A 19,213-nucleotide genomic window follows, 5' to 3' on the forward strand; every position below is an offset into this window, starting at 1 on the left:
GGATGCGGCGCTACCGTTCGTTCTTTCTGGCGATCCTATTGATCCTAGCCGCAGGCACAGCCGAAGCGGCGCGAGTCTCGCAGGTGAGCACCCGCCTTCACGCCCGAGCCGTGATCGTTTCACAGGTGGTATCGGGCGTTGCGTCGCCGTCCTCGACGATGAAAGTCAATTACGGGCCGACTCATAGCAGCGTCTCCAGCGGTTTTGACATATCCGGAGAGACAAACTCGATCGTTGCGCTGTCGAATTCGGCGCCGGCGATGGCCGTAAGCACGTATGGGAATCTGAGCCTGACCTCGGCGCAGATTATCTCCACATCGATGGCTTACATCCAGCAGCAGCTGGCGAGCTACATACCCAAGTTGACCGCGTACGCGAGCACACTTGATGTTTCCCGCGTTTACTACACGCTCGATCAAGAGGTCTTGCCAACCGGTGCGACGTCGAGTGTGCGGCTTGTATGGTCGATGATGGTGGACGCTAACGGCCACGCGACCTATGCGCAGCCGACGATTTACAACGCGTCACCCGGTTTCGTGTACGTTTCCTACACGCCATTGGCCGTTGCGAGCGGTTTGCCGCAGAACTGGCAATACACGAGCGCGGGCGTGATGACCTATCAGCTCTTTAGCACTACGGGGGCTGCACTGTCGGCAGTGGCCAGCGTGGACACCAAGGGTGCCTATGACGCGCCCCAAGCAAGTACCACAGCCGTCGACAATGATGCCGGTCTGAAATGCCTTATCGACAATACGATAGGGGGGTGTTCGACCTCCTATCCGAGCGCCAAAGGCTTGATAGGAAGTCTGAGCGCGTCTTTTGCGATCGTCGACTATCTGCGCATGGTGCAGCCTGTCTACAACGAAGTCGAATCACCTGCCGGTAGTGGCAATTACGCGCAGATTCCGGCGGTGTCGATCGGGGTAACGCTGCGCTCATGGTTCTATCAGACGTGTACTAGCAAGTCATATCGGAACATTGGCTACTACGGGTACACGCTGCTGACTCAGGTTGATCGATATCTCGTCCAAGGCGATGGTAGCTACGCGCTGCAATATTCCTATCAAGGCTCCAATGCCTCGCCATACGAGTCCTACGATTACACCCGTGGGTTGACTGACGCCGAGTTCACCGCGCTAAGCGCTTACATGATTGATCCGAGCAACCCATCGTCTACACTGCTCGCAACATCCGCGGTACCCAATTTGGTACAGCTCGCGGCCTTGAGTGAAGGCGCGTCACAGGCACCCACCACTTATTCAGTCGTGAGCAACGGTGCGTATGGCTCATCCTATGACGTCTCGCCGCATGACCACATCATTGAATTCTCGGGATCGTCAAGCGACGACTATTACAACTCGACCACTTATTCGGGTGCCTCGTCATTTTCGATAGCGAGCGTGAGCCAGGTTTCGAGTGCAAGGCTCGTGTCCATCACTGGAGCCAGCGTGGTGGTAAGCACTGACGTGAACAACAACACGGTGTACTCCACGGGGCGCAACGGTGGTCGCATTGTGAAGTGCGCCGTAACAGCGGGAATCGAAGCCGGGGTCTGGCCAGGCGTTAGCCCTTCGAACGTTCCCCTTTATACGAGTCAAACTTACGGCGAGTATTGCACCGAACAAAGCGCGTTCAACGGGACAGTGAATGTATGTCAGGGAGATGGCGGTGATGGGCAAACATGTAGCTCCTACGCCGGTACGTGGTTCCCTCAGTACAGCTGGGTTGCGCTGAACAATTCTGGTGTGTCGCAAACGCCAAACCTGTACCCAAATATGGATGTCAAACCTTATCTCGGAGCCGGTACGAATACGGTGTCTTTCCGGGCCATTCCGGCGGGTGGGGGATCGAATTGGGATATCAAGTACGAAATCATCGACGCGTGTGATTAGGAGAAGCGGTATGCGGGCGCTTTTAGAACATTGGCTGGGTAACGTCTTGTCGTTGCTGGTGTGCGTATGCCTTGTAACGACGGCAATGCTGGTGCCAGCCGAAGAGGCCCGCGCCGCCACGGGGACATTTCTGCCGGTTTGGCGTACGACCTACGTAGACGGTTACACGCCAATAACGTGGCCAGATGAAAACTGGACCGACATCGCCACGGCCACCTATACCGGAGGTGCAAAATCCGCGACCCTGACGGTCAATCCCAGTGAGCAGTGGATTTTGAATGATGACCAGAATGCGGGAATCTTGGGGCTCGACTCATTTCAGGCGGGCAATTTCGTCCAGTACAACTCGAATCGGCCGCCGATCATCTTCGCGCGTTACTTTGCCGAGCAGGCTCAACTCCGGGTGACCGTTATCCGGGTGCGCAGGATGGGCAACACCGTGCATGTCCAAAAAGCGGATTGGACGCCATGGGATGGCCTGCTTTACGCGCGGGACCGGTACTTTCTGAGCAGCGCCGAGAAATCGAATGTTTTCTTGGCCGGCCACGACCCGTTCGCCAATTTCTCGAACGGCGACAAAACCGATCCGGTCTTCTACAACATCTCGTTCCAGGCTGCACAAGTCGCGGTCGGGCAGGCGATGCAGCATTATCAGGCGTCGATCGCCTTCATGGCGGTTCCGAGTATCAGGCTTGATCAACAGACGTCAACAAGCGGCGGATTTCTCCGTAAAACCATTACGACCACGACGAAGGGTTACGCTAAACCCATTTGGTACGTCGGCCTACCGCCGACCGCCCAGCCTTATGGGAGCATCGCGCAAATCTGTGCCATCACGTATGGCGATGGAAGTACCTGTGATGACTCTGGGCACGTCGTCAGCTCTGGGATTGCGTTCTCGAACTGGCAGGGAGGGACGATGCCAGCGACTGAAGACCTCCTGTTTACTGACAGTGAGACAAAACACTCTTGGTCTGTGATTGCCTTTGCGCTTCTGACCATTGCTCTGGTCGCGGTTGGGGGCGCGGCGCTTGGAGCTGCCTTGGCAGCGGCAGGAACCGCCGGAATTGCAGGTGCTGCGACAACCGTGGGCATCTCGGTCGAGGGAGTTGCTTTGACAGCGGCTGCGGCTGGTGCAACGTACACGGCCGCTTCGGCGATTGTAAATGGTGGCTCGCTAGTGAGCGCTCAGAATGGTTATTTGGGCTCGACGGGAAGTGGAACGGCGACCACATCGGCCACAAATAGTACCTATGAAGCGCAGCTGAGATCAACAGCAACCCAGAAAGTGATAACCGACGAGGTCGACAATTCGTTGACAGGGATCACGGTGCAATACCAAGGCACCTGTGGCGAATCTGGAAGTTACTCAGGATGTGTCGCAGCTGGTTCCGATGCGGGAATGGTGCCAAGATCAGATGATCCTGAAAACGGTAACCAGGTGGCTTCGCACGCTAGCCGCTATGAGCTTTGCAAAGCAGCTGGCTATACGTTATCGAACTTAGAGCGTTGTACGTCCGGGGCGCTCCTTACCGCCGCCGAAGTCGCTGCGTATCAGAGCAGCGGGAATGTCTTGACTAGCCAGGACAGCTTGCCGCCGTCAAACGGGGCAAACTCGGCGGCTGGACTTTATTTTGGTGACACGCCGCCGCGGCGTTAGCTTAATCAGCAAAAGGCGGAAAGTCTTTGTTCCAATGCCAGCCATCGCATTCGACTCCACCTGTTCCTACGTGAGAACCGACCCACGCGCAGGAACTGTCTTTTTCGGATGTTGTGTGGCGTGCCAAACGAACAAATTTTGATCGCGGGGCTACGTCGGTTGGCAATGTAAACTCAACTATGTCGCCTTTTCGGGCGTTCGCGGTAATTGGAACGGCTAAACCGACGCGATAATAAACCCCCATGCCACGTTGACCAATAATAGCCCCAACCCATATCCAGTTCGCTTGATCTTGACAATACGCGGCGCTTTGATTTTCGCGCTGCTTACACGCGCTCTCCATAGGGTAAATGCCGTTGATTTCACCGTAAGCGGTGAGGCCGGCAATTTGTTCGAATTTCTTGTCTCCCGGCTGTAGGGACGTGCATGCCCCTAGTACCACAGAAATTCCAGTTGCCAGGATCGAGCCGCGGCAAAAATATTTAAATATCGACATTTTTTCAAGGGTAACGGTAGTGTATGTGCCATTTTAACTTCGAGGTACATAAGTCAAGTAAGAGTGTAATGGCGGGTGCTTGCCCCTGATTGTTGATTGCGTCGTCTTAGCTATTGAGGAGCGATTCAGAGGACCCTTTCGTCGCCGTTGGGGGCCGACGCAAAACCCGCCGCACCACAACTGCGATGACCTGCAGGAGGGCAGTCCCTTTAGGTCAGGACCAGCGCTAGTCAGCCGAAGTGCAAAATTACGAAGTATTCCAATAACTTAGCGAATGCCCGCGCTGTAAGAACAAGGAATTGCGATTTTCTGGTACGTAGGCCTGCCGCAAAAGGCCGGGCACGTGGTCAGCTCTGGCGGTGCGTTCTTGAACTCGCAGGGCGCGACGGTCCCAGCGACCGAAGATCTCCTGTCTACTGACACTGAGACCAAGCACTCTCGGTCCGTTATTGTCTTTGTGCGTCTGACTATTGCTCTAGTCGCGCTCGGGAGTTCCAGCCACTTGTGATTATACTATTTATGGTATAATGTAGCCATGACAACTTTAGAAAAGCCACTCGTGTGGATAGGTAGCAGCAAGAAAGACTTGATCTCGCTCCCGATCGAGGTGCGCAAGTTCTTCGGGCACGCCCTGGATTTTGCCCAAAGGGGTAACCAACACGACGCCGCCAAGGTTCTCAAGGGCTTCGGCGGGGCCGGAGTCCTTGAGGTTGTCGAAGACGACGTTGGCGGCACGTATCGCGCCGTTTACACCGTGAAATTTGAGGAAGCGGTCTTTGTGCTGCACTGCTTCCAGAAGAAGAGCAAGAGCGGGATCGCCACGCCAAAGGCGGATATGGATGTCATCCGCGCTAGGCTAAAGGTCGCTGAAGTGCTGGCTAAGGAGTTTCGAGATGAAAAAGCGAACCGTTGAAGGTATTGAAGTCGAAACGGGTTCAGGGAATGTCTTTGCCGATTTGGGGTTTGCCGACGCCGACAAACTCAAGATCAAGTCAGGCCTAGTGATCGAAATCACGAAGGCTTTGCGTAAGCTTGGATTGACGCAGGAGGAAGCCGCTCGTCGCATGGGCATCTCTCAGCCGAAGGTTTCCGGCCTGCTGCGCGGGGATTTTTCGAATCTCTCAGAACGCAAGTTGATGGACTGTCTGAACCGGCTTGGCTACGACATTGAGATCAAGGTTAAACCGGCGACAGAAGCAATTGGGCATTTGATGCTCGCCGTGGCATAAACATCACGAGGAAACGTTGTCTCGTTCGCTTTTCGCCAATACCATGTTGCAAAGACGTCGATGGTCTTCTTTCTTCGGTCGCCGATGAAAAATCCGCAGCATCACGAAAGCGACTACCAGCAAGAAAGCCGCCCCTTCCGGATCGCGTTGAACCAAGACCGGCACGAGTCGGCCGGAGCACCAGATTATGAAGCATGCGATGGCGAACTTCGCAAATGCCGGTCGGGCAAGAAAGCGGGCTATTGGGCGGTCTCGGAACTGATCTGGGCGTTTATCAACCTCGTTGAAATCCTCAAGGTTGAAGGATTCGCCGGCGGCCTCCTGAGCAGCCCGATACCGCCGCTCGTAAGTCGGAAATCGTGAATCTCCACGCCCACGTAACCATGCGTGTGCGCTGTCTTGGAACAGGTAGGAGAAGTCTTCCATTGTATGGTGTCTTGTTAATGGATCGAGTCGCCAGTCCAGGCGGTAGCGGCGACCACGTCGAGCAGCAGGGTACCGTCTGCTTCCGAGAAGAAGCAGTCCGTTCGATTGTCCCTCCAAGCGAATTGCGCGTGTCCGTCTGCGTCGAAGACGATGAAGCCGGGCTCGTGATCCATGCGCATGTTAAGAGGGGCGGGCCGTTTAGGGTGCGGGTTATTCATTCCTGAGGCCTTTTCTTCTTGGTAGAGCGTGTCCGGCCATCGAGCTTCAGCAGGCAAGCCGGGCAGACAAATTGCGATTGCATTTCAATCCGGTTGTCGCAATTCGAGAGTACATATTCGGTACCGCAATTGCGGCACCCGGTCATTGTCAGTCGATTATCGGCGGACATCGAGCGAATCAACAGAATGGCCCGATCCTGGTTGATCAGGCTGGTTGCGCCGAACAATTTCTCGTACAGGTCGTTCGTTGCGATAATGGCTTGCGGCACATTTACCCCTGAATTCAGTGCATATCGATACAACCATGCAAAGAACGACGCTTGCAAGCGTCGCTTGGGGGTCTCGACGAACCACGGCAAGGATGTTGCCTGATTCCCGCACGTTGACGGCGTGCCATGAATCGCGAGATAGCGCTTACGCATTTGGGCAGTATTGAGATTGAGCAAGTCGGCGGCCTTCTTGGCACGACAGCCATATGCCATCATGGCATCGGCGTAACGGTCTGCCTCATTTTTAGGCAAGCGAAATTGGACGCCCCAATTTTTCGGCAGGACAAAATCCTCCAATGCAGGAGAGGTCATCATGAGTTGATGCCCGATCGACTCGGCCGTGATCGAATTGTCGGCGAGCTCCTCCCAAAACCGGGAATTGGCAAACCGAAACTGGAATAGCGGCAGGCCGGGCGCGCGCTCCATGAGCGAATGCAGTTTGTGCCCAGTCATCGACTTCAGGTATGTCGCGAGCTCCGGGGAGATGCCGAGCAGGGGCGCTGCGAGGATGTTGAGATGAAGTATTGTAGTGACTACGGTCATGAAGCGCTTGTTGGCCTCGTCAATACTCGATTTGGTCAGTGGCGCCATATCGTTGGGGACGTTTTGCATCAGTTCATCGACGGCCCGAGTTGTCGGTGTGCCGTCTACCAGACAGTCCCAGTCCGCGATAGTGCGCAGCGTGATGGTCTGCATTGAGAAAGGGGTTTGCAGTAGGCTCACGAGCGCATGACGGTCCGAGCGCAACATCCGTGACTGTGCTGAATTCAAACGGAAGATTTTGGCCAAGGTGGGCTCGCTTAGCAGTGCAATGTTCATCGTGTCTGCTATGTCGAAATTGGTGTCGTGGATGATTTTTTCCAACCACGACGGCACATATAGGCTTTCGATTGCCTTGTATTCATCTAACTTCCGCACCATCTACTCCCTGGGATAACTTATGCGCCAGGTCGAATCCTCCGGCGCCTAATCGGCACAGCTTTATTAATGATCGGCTTGCGAAATCGCCAAACGGGTTTCGTCTGCAAACTTCGTCAAGCGCTCCGACAATTCCTCAAGGAAATGGCGGTAAGGCGAGATCGAGCTGCCAGATATCAAGACCTGGGCGGCGGTATATTCGGCGCTGAACTCACTGAACTTGGCCAGTACACTGTTCATGCGATCCTTGATGATCCGAGTTTTCTCCAATTCGCCATCGATCTCGGCCTGCTCACGGCGCAGGTTTTCAAGCTTGCTGTTGGACGCAATTATTTGCTCGTCCAGGCTATCGAGGTGGGACATTTTTTGTCTGATGGTCTCTTGCATTGAGACCAATCCCGCAGGAGGCACTTCGACCTTCTCGATGATTTTCAGCGGGTTAGCCTTTAGCGAAGACAATTCACCCGCCAATTTAGCAATCTCAACACGCTGGGCGTCCGCCTCTCGCACGAGCGACGTATGCTTTCCGGTGGTGTTGCGCAGCTCAAGTACCATCGATTCTGATTTGTCCTTGAGTTGCGCGATCTTGGCTTGCGCACGCTCGTTTTCGTTTTGCAGACGGTTTTTCTCGTCATTCGCCTCGCGCGCTAATTGCTCTGCGCTTTCCGAGCGCTCTTGCAGAATGGTCGCTTCGAGTTCCTGTTCGGAGATCCGCTGCTCGGCTCTCTTAACGCGATCCAGCAAGTCCTGCACCTCCTTGCCTGAGGCTTTTGGTTTGTCTTTACGTAAGTCAATAACCGCTTTGACCATCTCCTCGGTCTTGTTTTTCGCCAGGAGAACGCGCATATCGGTCGCGCCCAAATATCGCATGGCCTCTGGGTTTCGGAAGAATTTGTGATATTCGCGTAGGTACATCACGACATTCGCTTTCGAGAACCCTGTGATGCGTTCTAGGAACTCGTAAGTCAAGCGCTCCGCTCTCTGAGTGAGTCGCGGGGACGGGAGATTATTACGTTCGAGAGCTCGCGTGATGTGTCGCAAAATGTTGACCGCTGACAGAGCGATGCTCATGTGCAGTTCGACAATTCGATCTTTGGTAATACGGATATTGATGCTTTCTTCGACAATCGCGTTGCGGATGTCGTCGGGAACCTCCGTCCCCAGCATGGTCTTAGCTACCAGGCGAACTTCATCGCTATTCAACGGCTGATTCGATGTTCCATTGAGTTGCGCATCCGTGGCTGGCGTATTGTCGTCGTCGTCCTCGAGCGCAGAGGGGTCGAACTGCACGTTCTCTTGGCGATCGTTGTTAATTCTTTTAAGGGGGGGTGGTTTGGCCATGCGAAGAACCTCTCTCTTTTAAATAAGAATGCTCTAAAGAGCGTGTAATCGAAGCAGAAGACGGCGGCCTGCTAGTGTGGACGCAGCTATGCTTAGCAAACTGAGACCGGTGAAACTAGAAGCACCTTCAAGAAACTATTGGAAGCACCGAATAGCGGTAAAACTTCGGGAATCTTTAGAAGCACTACAGGAAATTTCATTGAATAGGGCATGAATTCCTTTTATTGATCAACGCATAACAGTTGCGCGGTGCCGTGCTTCGGCATCGTGTGAAAGATCGCAGGCCGACAAGATACGATTAGTCAATACAGATATGGATAGTCTTTCAAAGCCTGCTGAAAGGTGTAGATCACGTTGCGCTACAAGCCATTGAGGGAGGTCACTGCTGTAAATGAGATCGGGATGTAGATCGCCCTCAAGCGTGCAGTTGGGTGCCGCGAACACGCCCACGCTGCGCACGGGGCACCCCATTCCCGAAACAGTCTTTTGCAGGAAGGCGACCTTGGTTCGGTTTTGTGCCAGCGGCGATTTGCGCGTCTCACTCAAGCCGCTAGGGCTGATGCGTATCAAGTGATCTAGCGATGGACTTGGGCGCACGCGCCCGGACCAATGCTTGGTCTCGATGACGAAAACGCCGAACTGCGTGATCACCAGGTGGTCAATTTCCGCACTTGGGTATGCCGTACCAGGGGCATGCAATAAGATGGCTGGCCCGCTGTGAAGATAAAAGTCATCGCCGCAAATTGTTGGGAGGATTCTTGCAAGCTCTTTTTGGATCGCGCGCTCACCCAGAGCGCCGCGAGCGTCGCTCATTTTTGTGAATACGCCTCCTCGGGAGCGCGTTTCCGCCCTGTCACGGTTGATGTAGCAATAGATCACGTAGCCTACGAAGGCGAGTATCAGAAGTGACAGCATGGCAAATGGCTTTTGAGGTTGTGATAGCTGTAGTCTGAAGCGTTATTTTTGAAGTCAAGACATCGAAGTGTCTAGCGTATCGAATTTTCTTCAACGTCAAATGGCGAAAGATGATCGAAAAACGTGAGCTTTCGACGGAAAGTGGTAAACGAAACGCTTTTTTGTCGGGTTTCGAAAGCGAATCGATTTGCATAACCATTTGGTGGTTGCAGATTGCCTTTACGCGTATATGCTTGCGATACCCCCTCGCGCACTAGCGCATCGATCTAACCAAGCGGTGCACCCATGCCCGCTCGGCTCCTCCCAGCTTCCTCTCCCGCCTGAGCACTGAGTTCTTTCTTGAATCCGCGTCCGCAGTTAGCGCTGCTTCAAGAAAGCACTCTGGTGCCGAGTTTCCTTGCTCGCCGAGCATCGAAATAGCCATGTCGCCTGACCTGGCCAATTCCCTTGTGATCCCGTCCGTACGGAGAAGAAAATGCCTAATCTGATAAAGAACCCGCTCAAGTTGCTTGCCGTTTGCTATGTCGTGTATATGGCGCAGCACTCTTTTGCGGTATTGCTTTTCCTGCTTGGTGGTGGCTTTGTTTATTTGAAGCACCACTTGGCAAGTAAAGCTCGTGCTGAGCGCGAAGTCGAGCAAGCCGAGGGTGATTCATCAGCCCATAGCGAGCACCGGCCGGCGCAGTCGACAGTGTCGAGTACACCCGACAACGTTCGGCCGATCCGCAAGCAATATGCGAAATCTGCTGCTGTCGTCGATTTGAAGAATGGTACGAAGGATTAGTACCTGATCAACGAGGTGATGAATCCACTGAGGATTCGTCGCCTCCCACCGCATTCCGGGAGTTCCATTCCCCGGCGCGGGACATGGGGCTCCCCGGTTTCCTAGGAGCCATCCCATGAATGACCATGTGGCGGCATATCAATGTGACTTCTTCGCCGATCCCACACCCATCTTCAAGCCGGCGATAAAGCCGGACCCACTTCCGGACCCCATGCAGTGGAGTGAGGCTGTCCGGGAAAAAATGGTCGACGCGCTTATCGAGTTGGCATGCGACAGCCGACAAAACGACAAGATGCCCGAGTCCCTCATGGACTGCGCAACGCTCATCTCTGAGCGACTTCGCAACCGCCGCATCGACACTGCTGATTACTTCGCAACGCTTGGCTGGGTTATGGAGCTTTGGGACGGCGCTATTCCGTATCGGTTCGTATGCGACGTGAATGGTGTCGATCCAGAAACGCTGCAATACGTGATTCAGTCAACCCCATTGTTGAAATATGACTTTGCAGAGGTTCGCCGTCATTTAGTCGGCACGCTGCTTTAGAGGAGGCTTTTGTGATGAGTCTTGCCGCTAGTTTGTTCCAGAAGATTTTTATTACCCACGCCGTTGACCCGGAGTTTGCGCAGCCTGCAAACAGAGCGAAACCCGTTGCGGTGAACCGACCGAACGTGGGGAAGAGCACACCTGACGTTCCCGTGATAGTTGGCCAGGGGGCTTCGAACGAGACGCGAGTGACGATCGCGGGCATACCCAATCTCTTTGTCGATGAGAGTGAGTATGTTGTTCAGTTCAAGCCGAAATTCGCAAGCGATCTTCGCGATTTCGGATCGTTTGGTGTCAAGGTCCTTCCAGATCTCGTGCCAAGCTGGACTGAGGTGGGGACCCATTATTCATCGATGCGTGATGCCGTCACAGCAGCAATTCGAGCCGCCTCCGGATGCGAGTCGACGCAGAGCAAGGAGGCACCCACGCGCACGCATACCGCCGTCGAGCAATCGCCCGTGCCCGACCCGGCCCACGAGACGTCATCTGAACCGGCGCATCGACCGAGCCGCACCGTGGTGAAAAGCGTTACCGCGCGCAATACCCGGCGTTCGAGCACTGATTTTCACGTTGGTGTTATCCAGGGGTGGGGCGAGGAGACATTTCCGCGTCGCGAACCCAAGCCTGGTGAGAGCGCAACCTATCAATCTTTCGCACTTCGACTGCGTCAGGCTGATGGATTTGAGCGCGTGCTTCAGGGTGAGGGCTTGAAGGACGCGATTACGATGGCGGCCGCAGAGATTGGTGAAAGCGTAAAAGTTCATCGGTTGGGTAAAGAAGCGGTCGCAGCGTTTGGTGACGATGGTGAGCCTCTGTTCCGAGACAACGTCCGAGTGTATTGGAACCGTTGGAAATGGCGGATCACCAGGTAAGTCCATCGAGCAACTCTCCATATTGACTATCTCACCATGCGCAAGCGCGCATGGTGCTGAAGTCCCTTTTTCTCCAGAAGCAAAAAGCCTGCTGAACGAAGCTCGCCGCGAGCGCGATTTTCGTTGAGCAACGGTTTCCCCGTCCGCTCTGGACATCGACCCTACCACTTCCCTTGAGGTGAAATATGAAACTGAAAGACTTGGAGCTCACGTCCGGTCAGTGGTTATCGCTGCTCCAGAAGTACGGGGTCGCAGCGAGCTCACTTACAGGTAAAGGTGCTCCCTGTCCTATGTGCGGCGGTAACGATCGCTTCACTTATGACAATAAGTACGGGCGCGGCAATTGGGTGTGCCGTCAATGCGACGACGGATCCCCCGCAGCTGGCGACGGATTTGCCCTGATCACTTCGGTTACCGGGATGACTTTTCGTGAACTCGAGCGTGAGCTTACCGGGCCATTGGTACACAATCTGAAGCCAGTTGACGTCCCCCTTGCATTGCGTACGGCTGAGGGGCGTAAAGACCCAGTTGCAGTCGCCAAACGCTTGAACAAGATGTGGGAGGGCGCCAAGCCCCTCGCCATCGATGACCATGTGATGCGCTATCTGCAATCTCGGGTGCCAGGAATGAATGCGCCTGTCTCGGATGCGTTACGCATGGGCATGCTGGAATTTTGGCAGGATGGAAAATTGCTCGGTTCCTGGCCGGGTATCGTGGCGCGGTATCTGTTGCCCGATGGCAGCTTGGGCACGTTACACCGCACGTATTTAGACCGGGTGAAGCCGGCCAAGGCGACGATCTGCGATGGTGATGGCGTGGTGCTGGATGTCAAACGCAACGATGCAACACTCAACCCGTTGTCTGGCGGCGCGGTTCGCCTGATGCCGTCGGCGAATGGTGAAATCGGCGTTTGTGAAGGGCTGGAGACCGCCTACGCGGCTTTCACGATGTTTTCCGTGCCTATGTGGTATTGCCTCAATCGGGTGCATCTTGCTCAGTTCGAAGTTCCGCATGGACATGGTATTCGCAAGGTCCATGTTTTTGTGGACTATGACCGTGTTGACCAGAAGTGCGGAAAGCGTCCAGGCGTGCAGGCGGGCGATGTTCTGGCCAAGCGCCTACGCGCTCAAGGCTTTGACGTCGTGATTCACCGCCCGCGTGTGGAGGGGACGGACTTCGCCGACGAGTGGATGGAATTGGTCAACGGTGCTTCGCCAGATGTTGCGTTGCGCCGTGTTGCGAAATACAGGCCGCATCTGAGAACGCCTGCCCGTGTCGCTGTGCATATGTAGAAACGCGTTTCAATTGAAAGAGAAGCGGTAACGAAACTTTATTTGGCCCGGTGGGTTCCTCCCACCGGGAGAGATCCGTCTGGGCTTTCTTGCTTTTTGGGGAGTTGAGATGTCTCAGTTTTGTGTGATTATTTCTCGTTTCGCTATTGTTGGCACGACAGGTATCGACAATGGAAGTCAGCCGGCAGGGAAATCGGAAGCCGTGGCCTTTGATGTGATCGACCGATCGTCGATGCGAACGCGTCATCGTGATCTGTCGTTTTGGACAGCCTGGGAATTTTGTGTTTCCCAGTTACAAGCCGAGAAGCTCAGTCGGCTACATTGAATAAAAAAGCGCCGCTCCCATAACTAGGGGGCGGCGCTTTTTTTTTGCCGTTGTGTCAGAGCGACTTTAGCTTGTTGACCATCTTCACGATACCTGTCTCCAGCTCGATAGTGGCGGCGACGACGCAGGCGCCCCCGGCAAGTACGAGCCAGGCAAGTGGATCGTGCGCGTAATCGAGATTCAAGGCATCTGCAGGCGAAAAAGAAAAGACGGACAGGACGGCGTGTGCGATAGAAGAAAACATGTCATTGACTCCGAGGTAGATGGGATTAGTTTGCCAGGGAATTTTCTAAGGCAAGCATCCTCAATCAAAGGCGGCGAACTGATTTGCGATGTCCAGATCTAGATTGTCTTCGTTGATGAGTGGTAGGCTCGTCTCGACGGCTGCGTGTCCCGGTTTCTTTGCCGTCTCACCGGCCGATTTTATAGTGGGGGACCTGGTCGGCGGGATGCCAATAGAAACGCTCGTCTCGGCCGTATCGTCTATTGGTGTAGCCCCGGCCGGATGCCATATCGTCTGACCCGGGAGAGTAGATGGCTGCAGGGCATTCATTGCGGCTAACTCTCCCAGTATGCGCAGCAGCGTTGCACGCTTGCGTGGCGTGCTGCATTTTGAGAGTCGAGCGTGCAGAAACGGGGTGTCGATCGGATCGATAACCAGCTTCATTTCGATCTTGGCGGCGGTCGGCTCGTTCATGCGCGCTTAGCGAGCGTGCGCTCGCGCGCTATGCCCATTTCGCCAATCGCAAGGAAGCCTTTCGCATTGGTGAAACAGGGGGCGTCGAGAACCTCGACGGCAACGCGGGGGAATGCCTGGCGTATTGCCGCCTCGTAGAGTGCCGCGCCGCCACCGGAGAGGATGATGGAGCGTGCGTCGGCCAGGCGACCGACGTTATTCTGAATTTCCTTGACCGTGGCGTTGATGACCGGTGCCGATTGGTCTAGATAAGGTTGCAGGTCGATATCCTGACCAAAAAAGAAAAACGGTTTGCTCTCGCGCAAAGCCTTATCGATGCGCTCCAGATCGTTGACGGGTTCACCCTGGTCACGGGAGATGAGGCCTGCGATGCTCTGATAGATATGCGAGGCACCGCCCGGCAAGCCGCCGCTACGCTTGTCATCCATCGTGAAGCCATTCGCGTAGACCCAGTCGGTGGTGAAGTACCCCACGTCGACGATCAAATGGGCGCTGTCGCGTTGGAATTCGTTGCTGCGGTTTGCGGATGCGAATACCAACGAGCCCAGGGGCTGGGGAATAACCTGGACCCGGCCGATTGCGACCGGACCGTAGCCGAAGTCGACCGCTCCGGTATAGCGCTCCTTGAGTTCGTTGGCGTACTTCTGCATGTTGTGTACCGGTAATCCGAGCGCGAGCCGCTCGATGGTGGTGACACCGGAGAAATGAAATGCACCTCCGAGCAGCGCCGTATAGGTTGCCGATAAGGCGAAATCTTCCGATAGGGTTCGGCCCGTGTTGCCATAAGCGGATGTGATGGCCACGTCTGGGCCGACCTCGTAGTAGGCGCCCTCGATGCACACCTTGGTTACCCGGCGAGTGTTGAGCACGCCATCGCCAAACGAGGACAGACTGTGGGTGGCAGCTATTGGCGCAAGCGAGGGAAACATTCCGGTAGCGACATTAGAGCCGTTGCGAAAGGCGTACTTCGTATTACCGTAACCGACGTCTACTGCGAACACTGAAGTCTTCAAAATACGCTCCCAAGATGGCTATCGTGATACGAAGTCACCCGAATCTGACAGTTTGGGGTGACTTTCGGAATCGTTGAACTGTGGCGGAGTCCAAAGTCACCCGGAACTGTCAGATCAGGGTGACTTTGGCTCGTAACCACCTAGGAGTCTATCGAGCACTACACGAAGTCAAGGATTCAAAAGCGAGGCGAATTTACGCAGCATTTGATATGCGACGGCAACGCATAAGCCGCTATGCTTACTTCACCTACCGCGTCGCTGACGCATCGAATAGCTCACAGGGCCATATTGCGCCCTATGAGCATGTCATCTTCGGGACCGAGAAAGCCGCGAAGATGGCCAATACATCAATCAAATGACCGGGCCGCACGTTGAAGCGGCTTTTTTTTCAATTCCATCAAACACATGATGGCGCACACTGAGTACACCGTACACCAAGATATCTACTGGGCTGCACGGTGAATTCCCACAAATGATGCGCAATGAGGACATGTGGCACCGGACATCCGGACACATCCCGAGCGCGAATTAGGAGCCTGCTACACGTTCCCCAAACGTCAGAAACGCATCCACTGGTCGCTCCTTAAAACAGGTGCGAGCGAGATGGTGGAGCGCGGGGGGCGGGAGAGTGGTGAGCTGCATCAGCATCGCTCCATTCTCTGAGACGCATATAAGACGGCGCGCGCGGCCGTGGAAAGAACAGCGCAACAAGAGCTACGCGGGTGGCGGCAATCGAGCGATCAGCAAGATGCCGTTCATGTGAGATGGCGTTCCTCACAACCGAGTAACCGATAGACGCAATCCAACGAGCACCGCTCGTGGTGCGGCTGTCGGACAGTCGACGCATGGATGCTTCCCCATGTGTGGTTGGCCAGTCAGATATCGCTAAAGGTCAGGAAGAGCAAGGCAGTAGGAAAACGTGCGGTAGCGAAATACCGGTGAAGAGAAACGAAGGTGCAGCAATGCTTGGTAGGGGCAGATTGCGACTGCGCTAAAAGGGAGATGGGTGAAGATGAAAAATAGCCTGAAACTAGATGTGAATGCGATGGTAGAGCGCTATTCGCTCCCCACGCGGCTCAAAGCGGAACTTGCTGTGGTGTGCGCCGCGCAAGTAAGCGAGGTGCTGAGTCGCACCCGCGTCAGCCCGAAGGTCACTTCCTACAAGACGCAGGAAAGGCGGATGTACACCGTCTGCCGGACGTTTGCGGAGCTGCGCACATTAGGGTTTGCGGTTGAAAGTGCGCACGCGCTCTCAGCAAAGCACCTTACAGCATTGGTTGCCTATTGGATCGGCGAAGGGCAATCGGGCGGCACTATCGAGAACAAATTGTCTCACCTACGTGCCTATGCCAAATGGATAGGAAAGCGCGGCCTAGTGCTGTCGCTCGAAGACTACGTCGATCGAGACGCTGCCGGCCTTAAGCGCACGTATGTGACGACCACGGATAAATCGTGGGAGGCGGCGGGCGTCGACGCCGACAGCTTGATTTCTGAGATAGGTAAGCAATATCCGCGGGTGGCAGTCCAGCTCAAGCTACAGGCGGCGTTTGGCCTGCGCATTGAAGAAAGCTTTTCCCTGAAGCCGGCATCGGCGCTACGCAATCTTGATACGCTGAGGGTGAAGGACGGAACAAAGGGCGGGCGTGAGCGTTTGGTTCCAACGCAGTTGCGCCTTGACGTGCTTGCCGAAGCGCTCGCACTGTGCGACCCCTTGAGCGGATCAACGACTCCGGCGACCTACACGATCGCTCGGTGGCGAGACCACTACAACTTCGTGTTGCGCAAGTTCGGCATATATAAGAAAGGGCTCGGCGTCACGAGTCACGGGCTTCGTCACCAATGGCTCCAGAAATACTATGAACGTATCAGTGGTGCGCCGGCGCCGGTAAAAGGTAGCGTGCTGCGTCCTGATGCTGACTTGCATCGCGAGGCCTTGCAACTTGCGGTAGAGGCGGCTGGGCATAGCAAGGCATCGAAAACCGGTGCGTATCTATCGACCCACCACACGATGGCTGGAATTCAACGAAAGCGCATCTCTCCAGATGAAGCCAAGCAAGCGCTTGATCAGGCGAATGGCAACGTGTCGCAGGCCGCAAAGCATTTGGGAGTTACACGGCAATCGTTATATCGCGCTATGGCGCACCTGGCACCTCGGTAAACGGCCGTTCACATTGGAATGATCACGTCTTTAGTAGCGCATAGACCGGCCGCGAGCGCGACAGTTTGTCGTCTAATTATGTGTTACGGTGGTTTGCGCCGTCATTGGTCGCTGAGGTATGGCAAAGTGGTAGAAAAGGTAGGTGAGGAGATTTGGTCGCCCCGCCACGTTGTCCGTGACGCGAATAACATTCGCGTGCTGATTTACGATCACGGGGACGAGGTTGCCATGCTCTGCGAGGAGCTGGAGCTGCGTGGTTTCGACACGATGCGAGCAGCTACCGGTGCGCAAGCGTTGGTAACTGCTAAGGCATGGCGGCCTGACATTGCCGTGGTCGCAACAGACGTTGTATTAGGCGACGGATGTGCCACTGCGCGAAAGCTGCGAAACGACGATAAATGTTGGGATGTCGCAATCATTGCGTACACGTCGGATAGCGCAGAGAAAGTGCGTGACAGTACTCGGCAGTTCGAATTCGACGCCTATTGCCACAGAAGTCGTGGACCGCGCAGATTAATGGCGCTCATCGAGAGACTAACGCCGCCGGACTTACCAGCGATCCCGGTCAGGTAAATCGTCTACGGTTCTGGCCACCCTGGCCTCCCAAGCGAAATCGGTGTAGGCGGCGTCGGACGGAAGGCAGGGGAATTGGATCGACGGCACCCCGTCCACGATAACCATCTTGACCAGTTGAGTGATTTTGCGAAAGCGTGCCGCGTCCTCAAGTGTCGGCTCGATTGGCCAGTACTCGCGACCGGTCAGCGTGGCATCAAGTATGCGCAGCGCGGCTGCTTTAAGCACCGGCCCCCGAAGCTCCCATTGGTCGTCGTCCGTGGTGGCCATCATTGCCAGGACGAGTTGTTCGTCTTTAACCCCGACTTCCCGGTCTATCAAGGCGCGTACATCGTCGTCGCTGTACTTTGGACGTTCTACGCGGGTATTCCAACGGCGGCCGACTCGCTCCAGCACATCGATTTCAGCTTCGCCGTCTTTCAGATCTTCCCACGCCGTGGCCATGCCGCAGTCAGCGCAGTGGATATTTCGCAATTGAATCGTTTCGGGCATGCCGGGTGGGCGTGCTCCAGAGTCACCGTTTTCCGGGGCGGTGTCATAACCGAAGTCACCGAAGATCCGGTAATCAACCCGACGTTCGTAAAACGGCACGGCTAGACGCTGGGAACGACCTATTTTTGGCATTCCGGCGCAGCTAGGGCAGGGAATCAGTTCAGCAATCATAGTGGTAGACGTCGGCGCGGTTGGATCGGTCGTGTGGATACTGGGTGGGGCTTGTATCGCCACTCCTGTCGTGGACTGGCTTTTTGTTTCGAACCCGAAAGATACCGCTTTTTATGCATCATTCGCAATTAGGGGTTCGATTATTTGCGCAAGGCATCGTGAGTTTCAAGGAAGACGGACGTTTGTCTGGTAGATCGATGCCTAATTAATATGCTATCGATATTATCCATTCGCAAACATAGCGTTACGTGATTTTTCAACAGGAAGTTAGGCCGATTCTGTGGATACTTTAGGTCCGCGTAATCGTTAAGCGCACCAAATATAGGTAGCATTTGCCGTTTTCGAGTGGCGAATTTGCTGTATTGTCGTTCCACCTAACGCGTCCCACGACGCATCGATTTAACCCAGACGGGAGTTCTCCCGTCCTGGGCAGCTCTTCGTCCTTCGGAGAGCATGCATGGTTCGCAAAATAGCCAAAAATCTTAAGCAGTCGATGGGCAGCGGGCGCAAAACCGCACTTATCGCTGCCATTCATTCTTTCCCCGCTAAGCACCGACCTGAGCAGGTATTTTCAGACTTCGTCGAGTTGGCGGCCTTGTCGATATCGAACGCCGTGGATCGCTCCCAGTTCGATGCTCGGGAAAAGCGCTACCTCGAAGTGGTCAAGGGTTATGCTTCGGAAGATCTCGCACTTTTTCCTGAAATGTTGGGCCTTTTGACGATCGAATTGGAAGAGCGGGTGACATCCAATACGCTCACGGATGTTCTTGGCGAGACGTTTATGGGTCTTGGTTTGGGCAATGATCGTACCGGGCAGTTTTTCACGTTATGCGCAGCTGCGCATAACGTGAATAATGCGAAGTCGAAGATTATGCGAAGCTAGGCCCATCATGAAGGAGTACTCCTCCTGACGGGCCTTTCCGAGTAA

20 protein-coding genes and 1 pseudogene are annotated in these 19,213 nt (G+C 54.9%); 11 read left to right on the forward strand and 10 right to left on the reverse strand.

Annotation, left to right across the window (positions count from 1 at the left end; translation table 11 throughout):
* Positions 1-2: 2 nt before the first annotated feature.
* Entirely contained in the window at positions 3-1,892 is a 1,890-nt protein-coding gene (locus tag SJQ66_RS10970) for a hypothetical protein (protein WP_320534244.1), read from the forward strand.
* Between the two features lie 10 nt (positions 1,893-1,902).
* A complete protein-coding gene (locus SJQ66_RS10975) occupies positions 1,903-3,552 on the forward strand; it encodes a hypothetical protein (protein WP_320534245.1) in 1,650 nt (549 codons plus the stop codon).
* A gap of 1 nt (position 3,553) precedes the next feature.
* Here SJQ66_RS10975 and SJQ66_RS10980 read toward each other — a convergent pair whose 3' ends face one another.
* On the reverse strand, positions 3,554-4,048 hold the full coding sequence (locus SJQ66_RS10980; protein ID WP_320534246.1) for a hypothetical protein: 495 nt from the start codon (positions 4,046-4,048) through the stop codon (positions 3,554-3,556).
* 535 nt (positions 4,049-4,583) lie between these two features.
* On the opposite strand from SJQ66_RS10980, the gene SJQ66_RS10985 reads away from it, so the two are divergent.
* Together SJQ66_RS10985 and SJQ66_RS10990 are read left to right on the forward strand one after the other, a co-directional pair.
* Positions 4,584-4,961 (forward strand): type II toxin-antitoxin system RelE/ParE family toxin, encoded by a 378-nt coding sequence (locus tag SJQ66_RS10985; protein WP_320534247.1) that lies wholly within the window; start codon positions 4,584-4,586, stop codon positions 4,959-4,961.
* Entirely contained in the window at positions 4,942-5,277 is a 336-nt protein-coding gene (locus tag SJQ66_RS10990; RefSeq protein WP_320534248.1) for a helix-turn-helix domain-containing protein, read from the forward strand. Before SJQ66_RS10985 ends, SJQ66_RS10990 begins: the two co-directional genes overlap by 20 nt.
* A gap of 3 nt (positions 5,278-5,280) precedes the next feature.
* On the opposite strand, the gene SJQ66_RS10995 is transcribed toward SJQ66_RS10990, so the two are convergent.
* The 5 genes from SJQ66_RS10995 to SJQ66_RS11015 all read right to left on the reverse strand — a co-directional run bounded on the left by SJQ66_RS10995 (position 5,281) and on the right by SJQ66_RS11015 (position 9,364).
* A complete protein-coding gene (locus SJQ66_RS10995; protein ID WP_320534249.1) occupies positions 5,281-5,703 on the reverse strand; it encodes a hypothetical protein in 423 nt (140 codons plus the stop codon).
* Positions 5,704-5,717: 14 nt separating this feature from the next.
* On the reverse strand, positions 5,718-5,876 hold the full coding sequence (locus tag SJQ66_RS11000) for a hypothetical protein (protein WP_320534250.1): 159 nt from the start codon (positions 5,874-5,876) through the stop codon (positions 5,718-5,720).
* A gap of 41 nt (positions 5,877-5,917) precedes the next feature.
* Positions 5,918-7,009: a FlhC family transcriptional regulator gene (locus tag SJQ66_RS11005; RefSeq protein ID WP_320534251.1), complete on the reverse strand. Its 1,092-nt coding sequence runs from the start codon at positions 7,007-7,009 to the stop codon at positions 5,918-5,920.
* 165 nt (positions 7,010-7,174) lie between these two features.
* Complete coding sequence (locus SJQ66_RS11010) at positions 7,175-8,449, reverse strand: hypothetical protein (protein WP_320534252.1); 1,275 nt, start codon at positions 8,447-8,449, stop codon at positions 7,175-7,177.
* A 228-nt stretch (positions 8,450-8,677) separates the two neighbouring features.
* Positions 8,678-9,364 carry a nuclease-related domain-containing protein gene (locus tag SJQ66_RS11015; RefSeq protein WP_320534253.1) on the reverse strand — a complete coding sequence of 229 codons (687 nt, stop codon included), beginning with the start codon at positions 9,362-9,364 and terminating at the stop codon, positions 8,678-8,680.
* A 475-nt stretch (positions 9,365-9,839) separates the two neighbouring features.
* Between SJQ66_RS11015 and SJQ66_RS11020 the strand changes: the two genes are divergently transcribed.
* The 5 genes and pseudogenes from SJQ66_RS11020 to SJQ66_RS11040 all read left to right on the forward strand — a co-directional run bounded on the left by SJQ66_RS11020 (position 9,840) and on the right by SJQ66_RS11040 (position 12,856).
* The gene (locus SJQ66_RS11020) at positions 9,840-10,148 is read left to right on the forward strand and encodes a hypothetical protein (protein ID WP_253466252.1); all 309 of its coding nucleotides are present in this window, start codon (positions 9,840-9,842) and stop codon (positions 10,146-10,148) included.
* A gap of 115 nt (positions 10,149-10,263) precedes the next feature.
* Positions 10,264-10,692, forward strand: coding sequence for a hypothetical protein (locus SJQ66_RS11025; RefSeq protein ID WP_320534254.1), 429 nt, complete (start codon positions 10,264-10,266; stop codon positions 10,690-10,692).
* A 14-nt stretch (positions 10,693-10,706) separates the two neighbouring features.
* Entirely contained in the window at positions 10,707-11,564 is an 858-nt protein-coding gene (locus tag SJQ66_RS11030) for a hypothetical protein (protein WP_320534255.1), read from the forward strand.
* A 185-nt stretch (positions 11,565-11,749) separates the two neighbouring features.
* Positions 11,750-11,947 (forward strand): annotated as a pseudogene (locus SJQ66_RS11035) (primase-helicase zinc-binding domain-containing protein); the annotation flags it as partial.
* Positions 11,948-11,983: 36 nt separating this feature from the next.
* Positions 11,984-12,856, forward strand: a complete 873-nt coding sequence (locus SJQ66_RS11040; RefSeq protein ID WP_320534305.1) for a DUF7146 domain-containing protein — start codon at positions 11,984-11,986, stop codon at positions 12,854-12,856.
* 380 nt (positions 12,857-13,236) lie between these two features.
* Here the strand turns inward: SJQ66_RS11040 and SJQ66_RS11045 are convergent, their stop codons facing one another.
* The 3 genes from SJQ66_RS11045 to SJQ66_RS11055 are packed head-to-tail and all read right to left on the reverse strand — an operon-like array spanning position 13,237 to position 14,891.
* Positions 13,237-13,425, reverse strand: a complete 189-nt coding sequence (locus SJQ66_RS11045) for a hypothetical protein (protein ID WP_320534256.1) — start codon at positions 13,423-13,425, stop codon at positions 13,237-13,239.
* A gap of 60 nt (positions 13,426-13,485) precedes the next feature.
* Positions 13,486-13,878 carry a hypothetical protein gene (locus SJQ66_RS11050; protein ID WP_320534257.1) on the reverse strand — a complete coding sequence of 131 codons (393 nt, stop codon included), beginning with the start codon at positions 13,876-13,878 and terminating at the stop codon, positions 13,486-13,488.
* The gene (locus SJQ66_RS11055) at positions 13,875-14,891 is read right to left on the reverse strand and encodes a PRTRC system protein D (RefSeq protein ID WP_253466266.1); all 1,017 of its coding nucleotides are present in this window, start codon (positions 14,889-14,891) and stop codon (positions 13,875-13,877) included. Before SJQ66_RS11055 ends, SJQ66_RS11050 begins: the two co-directional genes overlap by 4 nt.
* A 1,012-nt stretch (positions 14,892-15,903) precedes the next feature.
* On the opposite strand from SJQ66_RS11055, the gene SJQ66_RS11060 reads away from it, so the two are divergent.
* Complete coding sequence (locus SJQ66_RS11060; RefSeq protein ID WP_320534258.1) at positions 15,904-17,049, forward strand: phage integrase N-terminal domain-containing protein; 1,146 nt, start codon at positions 15,904-15,906, stop codon at positions 17,047-17,049.
* 549 nt (positions 17,050-17,598) lie between these two features.
* Here SJQ66_RS11060 and SJQ66_RS11065 read toward each other — a convergent pair.
* The gene (locus SJQ66_RS11065; protein ID WP_407691490.1) at positions 17,599-18,246 is read right to left on the reverse strand and encodes a hypothetical protein; all 648 of its coding nucleotides are present in this window, start codon (positions 18,244-18,246) and stop codon (positions 17,599-17,601) included.
* A 496-nt stretch (positions 18,247-18,742) separates the two neighbouring features.
* Between SJQ66_RS11065 and SJQ66_RS11070 the strand changes: the two genes are divergently transcribed.
* Positions 18,743-19,168 carry a hypothetical protein gene (locus SJQ66_RS11070; RefSeq protein ID WP_320534260.1) on the forward strand — a complete coding sequence of 142 codons (426 nt, stop codon included), beginning with the start codon at positions 18,743-18,745 and terminating at the stop codon, positions 19,166-19,168.
* The last annotated feature ends 45 nt before the right edge of the window (positions 19,169-19,213 follow it).

It is taken from the genome of Robbsia andropogonis (assembly GCF_034047095.1).
In the GTDB taxonomy this organism is placed as follows: domain Bacteria; phylum Pseudomonadota; class Gammaproteobacteria; order Burkholderiales; family Burkholderiaceae; genus Robbsia; species Robbsia andropogonis.

Coding starts and splice junctions, on each gene's coding strand:
- SJQ66_RS10970 (WP_320534244.1), top strand. CDS start 3: ATGCGGCGCTACCGTTCGTTCTTTCTGGCGATCCTATTGATCCTAGCC.
- SJQ66_RS10975 (WP_320534245.1), top strand. CDS start 1,903: ATGCGGGCGCTTTTAGAACATTGGCTGGGTAACGTCTTGTCGTTGCTG.
- SJQ66_RS10980 (WP_320534246.1), bottom strand. CDS start 4,048: ATGTCGATATTTAAATATTTTTGCCGCGGCTCGATCCTGGCAACTGGA.
- SJQ66_RS10985 (WP_320534247.1), top strand. CDS start 4,584: ATGACAACTTTAGAAAAGCCACTCGTGTGGATAGGTAGCAGCAAGAAA.
- SJQ66_RS10990 (WP_320534248.1), top strand. CDS start 4,942: ATGAAAAAGCGAACCGTTGAAGGTATTGAAGTCGAAACGGGTTCAGGG.
- SJQ66_RS10995 (WP_320534249.1), bottom strand. CDS start 5,703: ATGGAAGACTTCTCCTACCTGTTCCAAGACAGCGCACACGCATGGTTA.
- SJQ66_RS11000 (WP_320534250.1), bottom strand. CDS start 5,876: ATGGATCACGAGCCCGGCTTCATCGTCTTCGACGCAGACGGACACGCG.
- SJQ66_RS11005 (WP_320534251.1), bottom strand. CDS start 7,009: ATGAACATTGCACTGCTAAGCGAGCCCACCTTGGCCAAAATCTTCCGT.
- SJQ66_RS11010 (WP_320534252.1), bottom strand. CDS start 8,449: ATGGCCAAACCACCCCCCCTTAAAAGAATTAACAACGATCGCCAAGAG.
- SJQ66_RS11015 (WP_320534253.1), bottom strand. CDS start 9,364: ATGCTGTCACTTCTGATACTCGCCTTCGTAGGCTACGTGATCTATTGC.
- SJQ66_RS11020 (WP_253466252.1), top strand. CDS start 9,840: ATGCCTAATCTGATAAAGAACCCGCTCAAGTTGCTTGCCGTTTGCTAT.
- SJQ66_RS11025 (WP_320534254.1), top strand. CDS start 10,264: ATGAATGACCATGTGGCGGCATATCAATGTGACTTCTTCGCCGATCCC.
- SJQ66_RS11030 (WP_320534255.1), top strand. CDS start 10,707: ATGAGTCTTGCCGCTAGTTTGTTCCAGAAGATTTTTATTACCCACGCC.
- SJQ66_RS11040 (WP_320534305.1), top strand. CDS start 11,984: ATGACTTTTCGTGAACTCGAGCGTGAGCTTACCGGGCCATTGGTACAC.
- SJQ66_RS11045 (WP_320534256.1), bottom strand. CDS start 13,425: ATGTTTTCTTCTATCGCACACGCCGTCCTGTCCGTCTTTTCTTTTTCG.
- SJQ66_RS11050 (WP_320534257.1), bottom strand. CDS start 13,878: ATGAACGAGCCGACCGCCGCCAAGATCGAAATGAAGCTGGTTATCGAT.
- SJQ66_RS11060 (WP_320534258.1), top strand. CDS start 15,904: ATGAAAAATAGCCTGAAACTAGATGTGAATGCGATGGTAGAGCGCTAT.
- SJQ66_RS11065 (WP_407691490.1), bottom strand. CDS start 18,246: ATGCCAAAAATAGGTCGTTCCCAGCGTCTAGCCGTGCCGTTTTACGAA.
- SJQ66_RS11070 (WP_320534260.1), top strand. CDS start 18,743: ATGGTTCGCAAAATAGCCAAAAATCTTAAGCAGTCGATGGGCAGCGGG.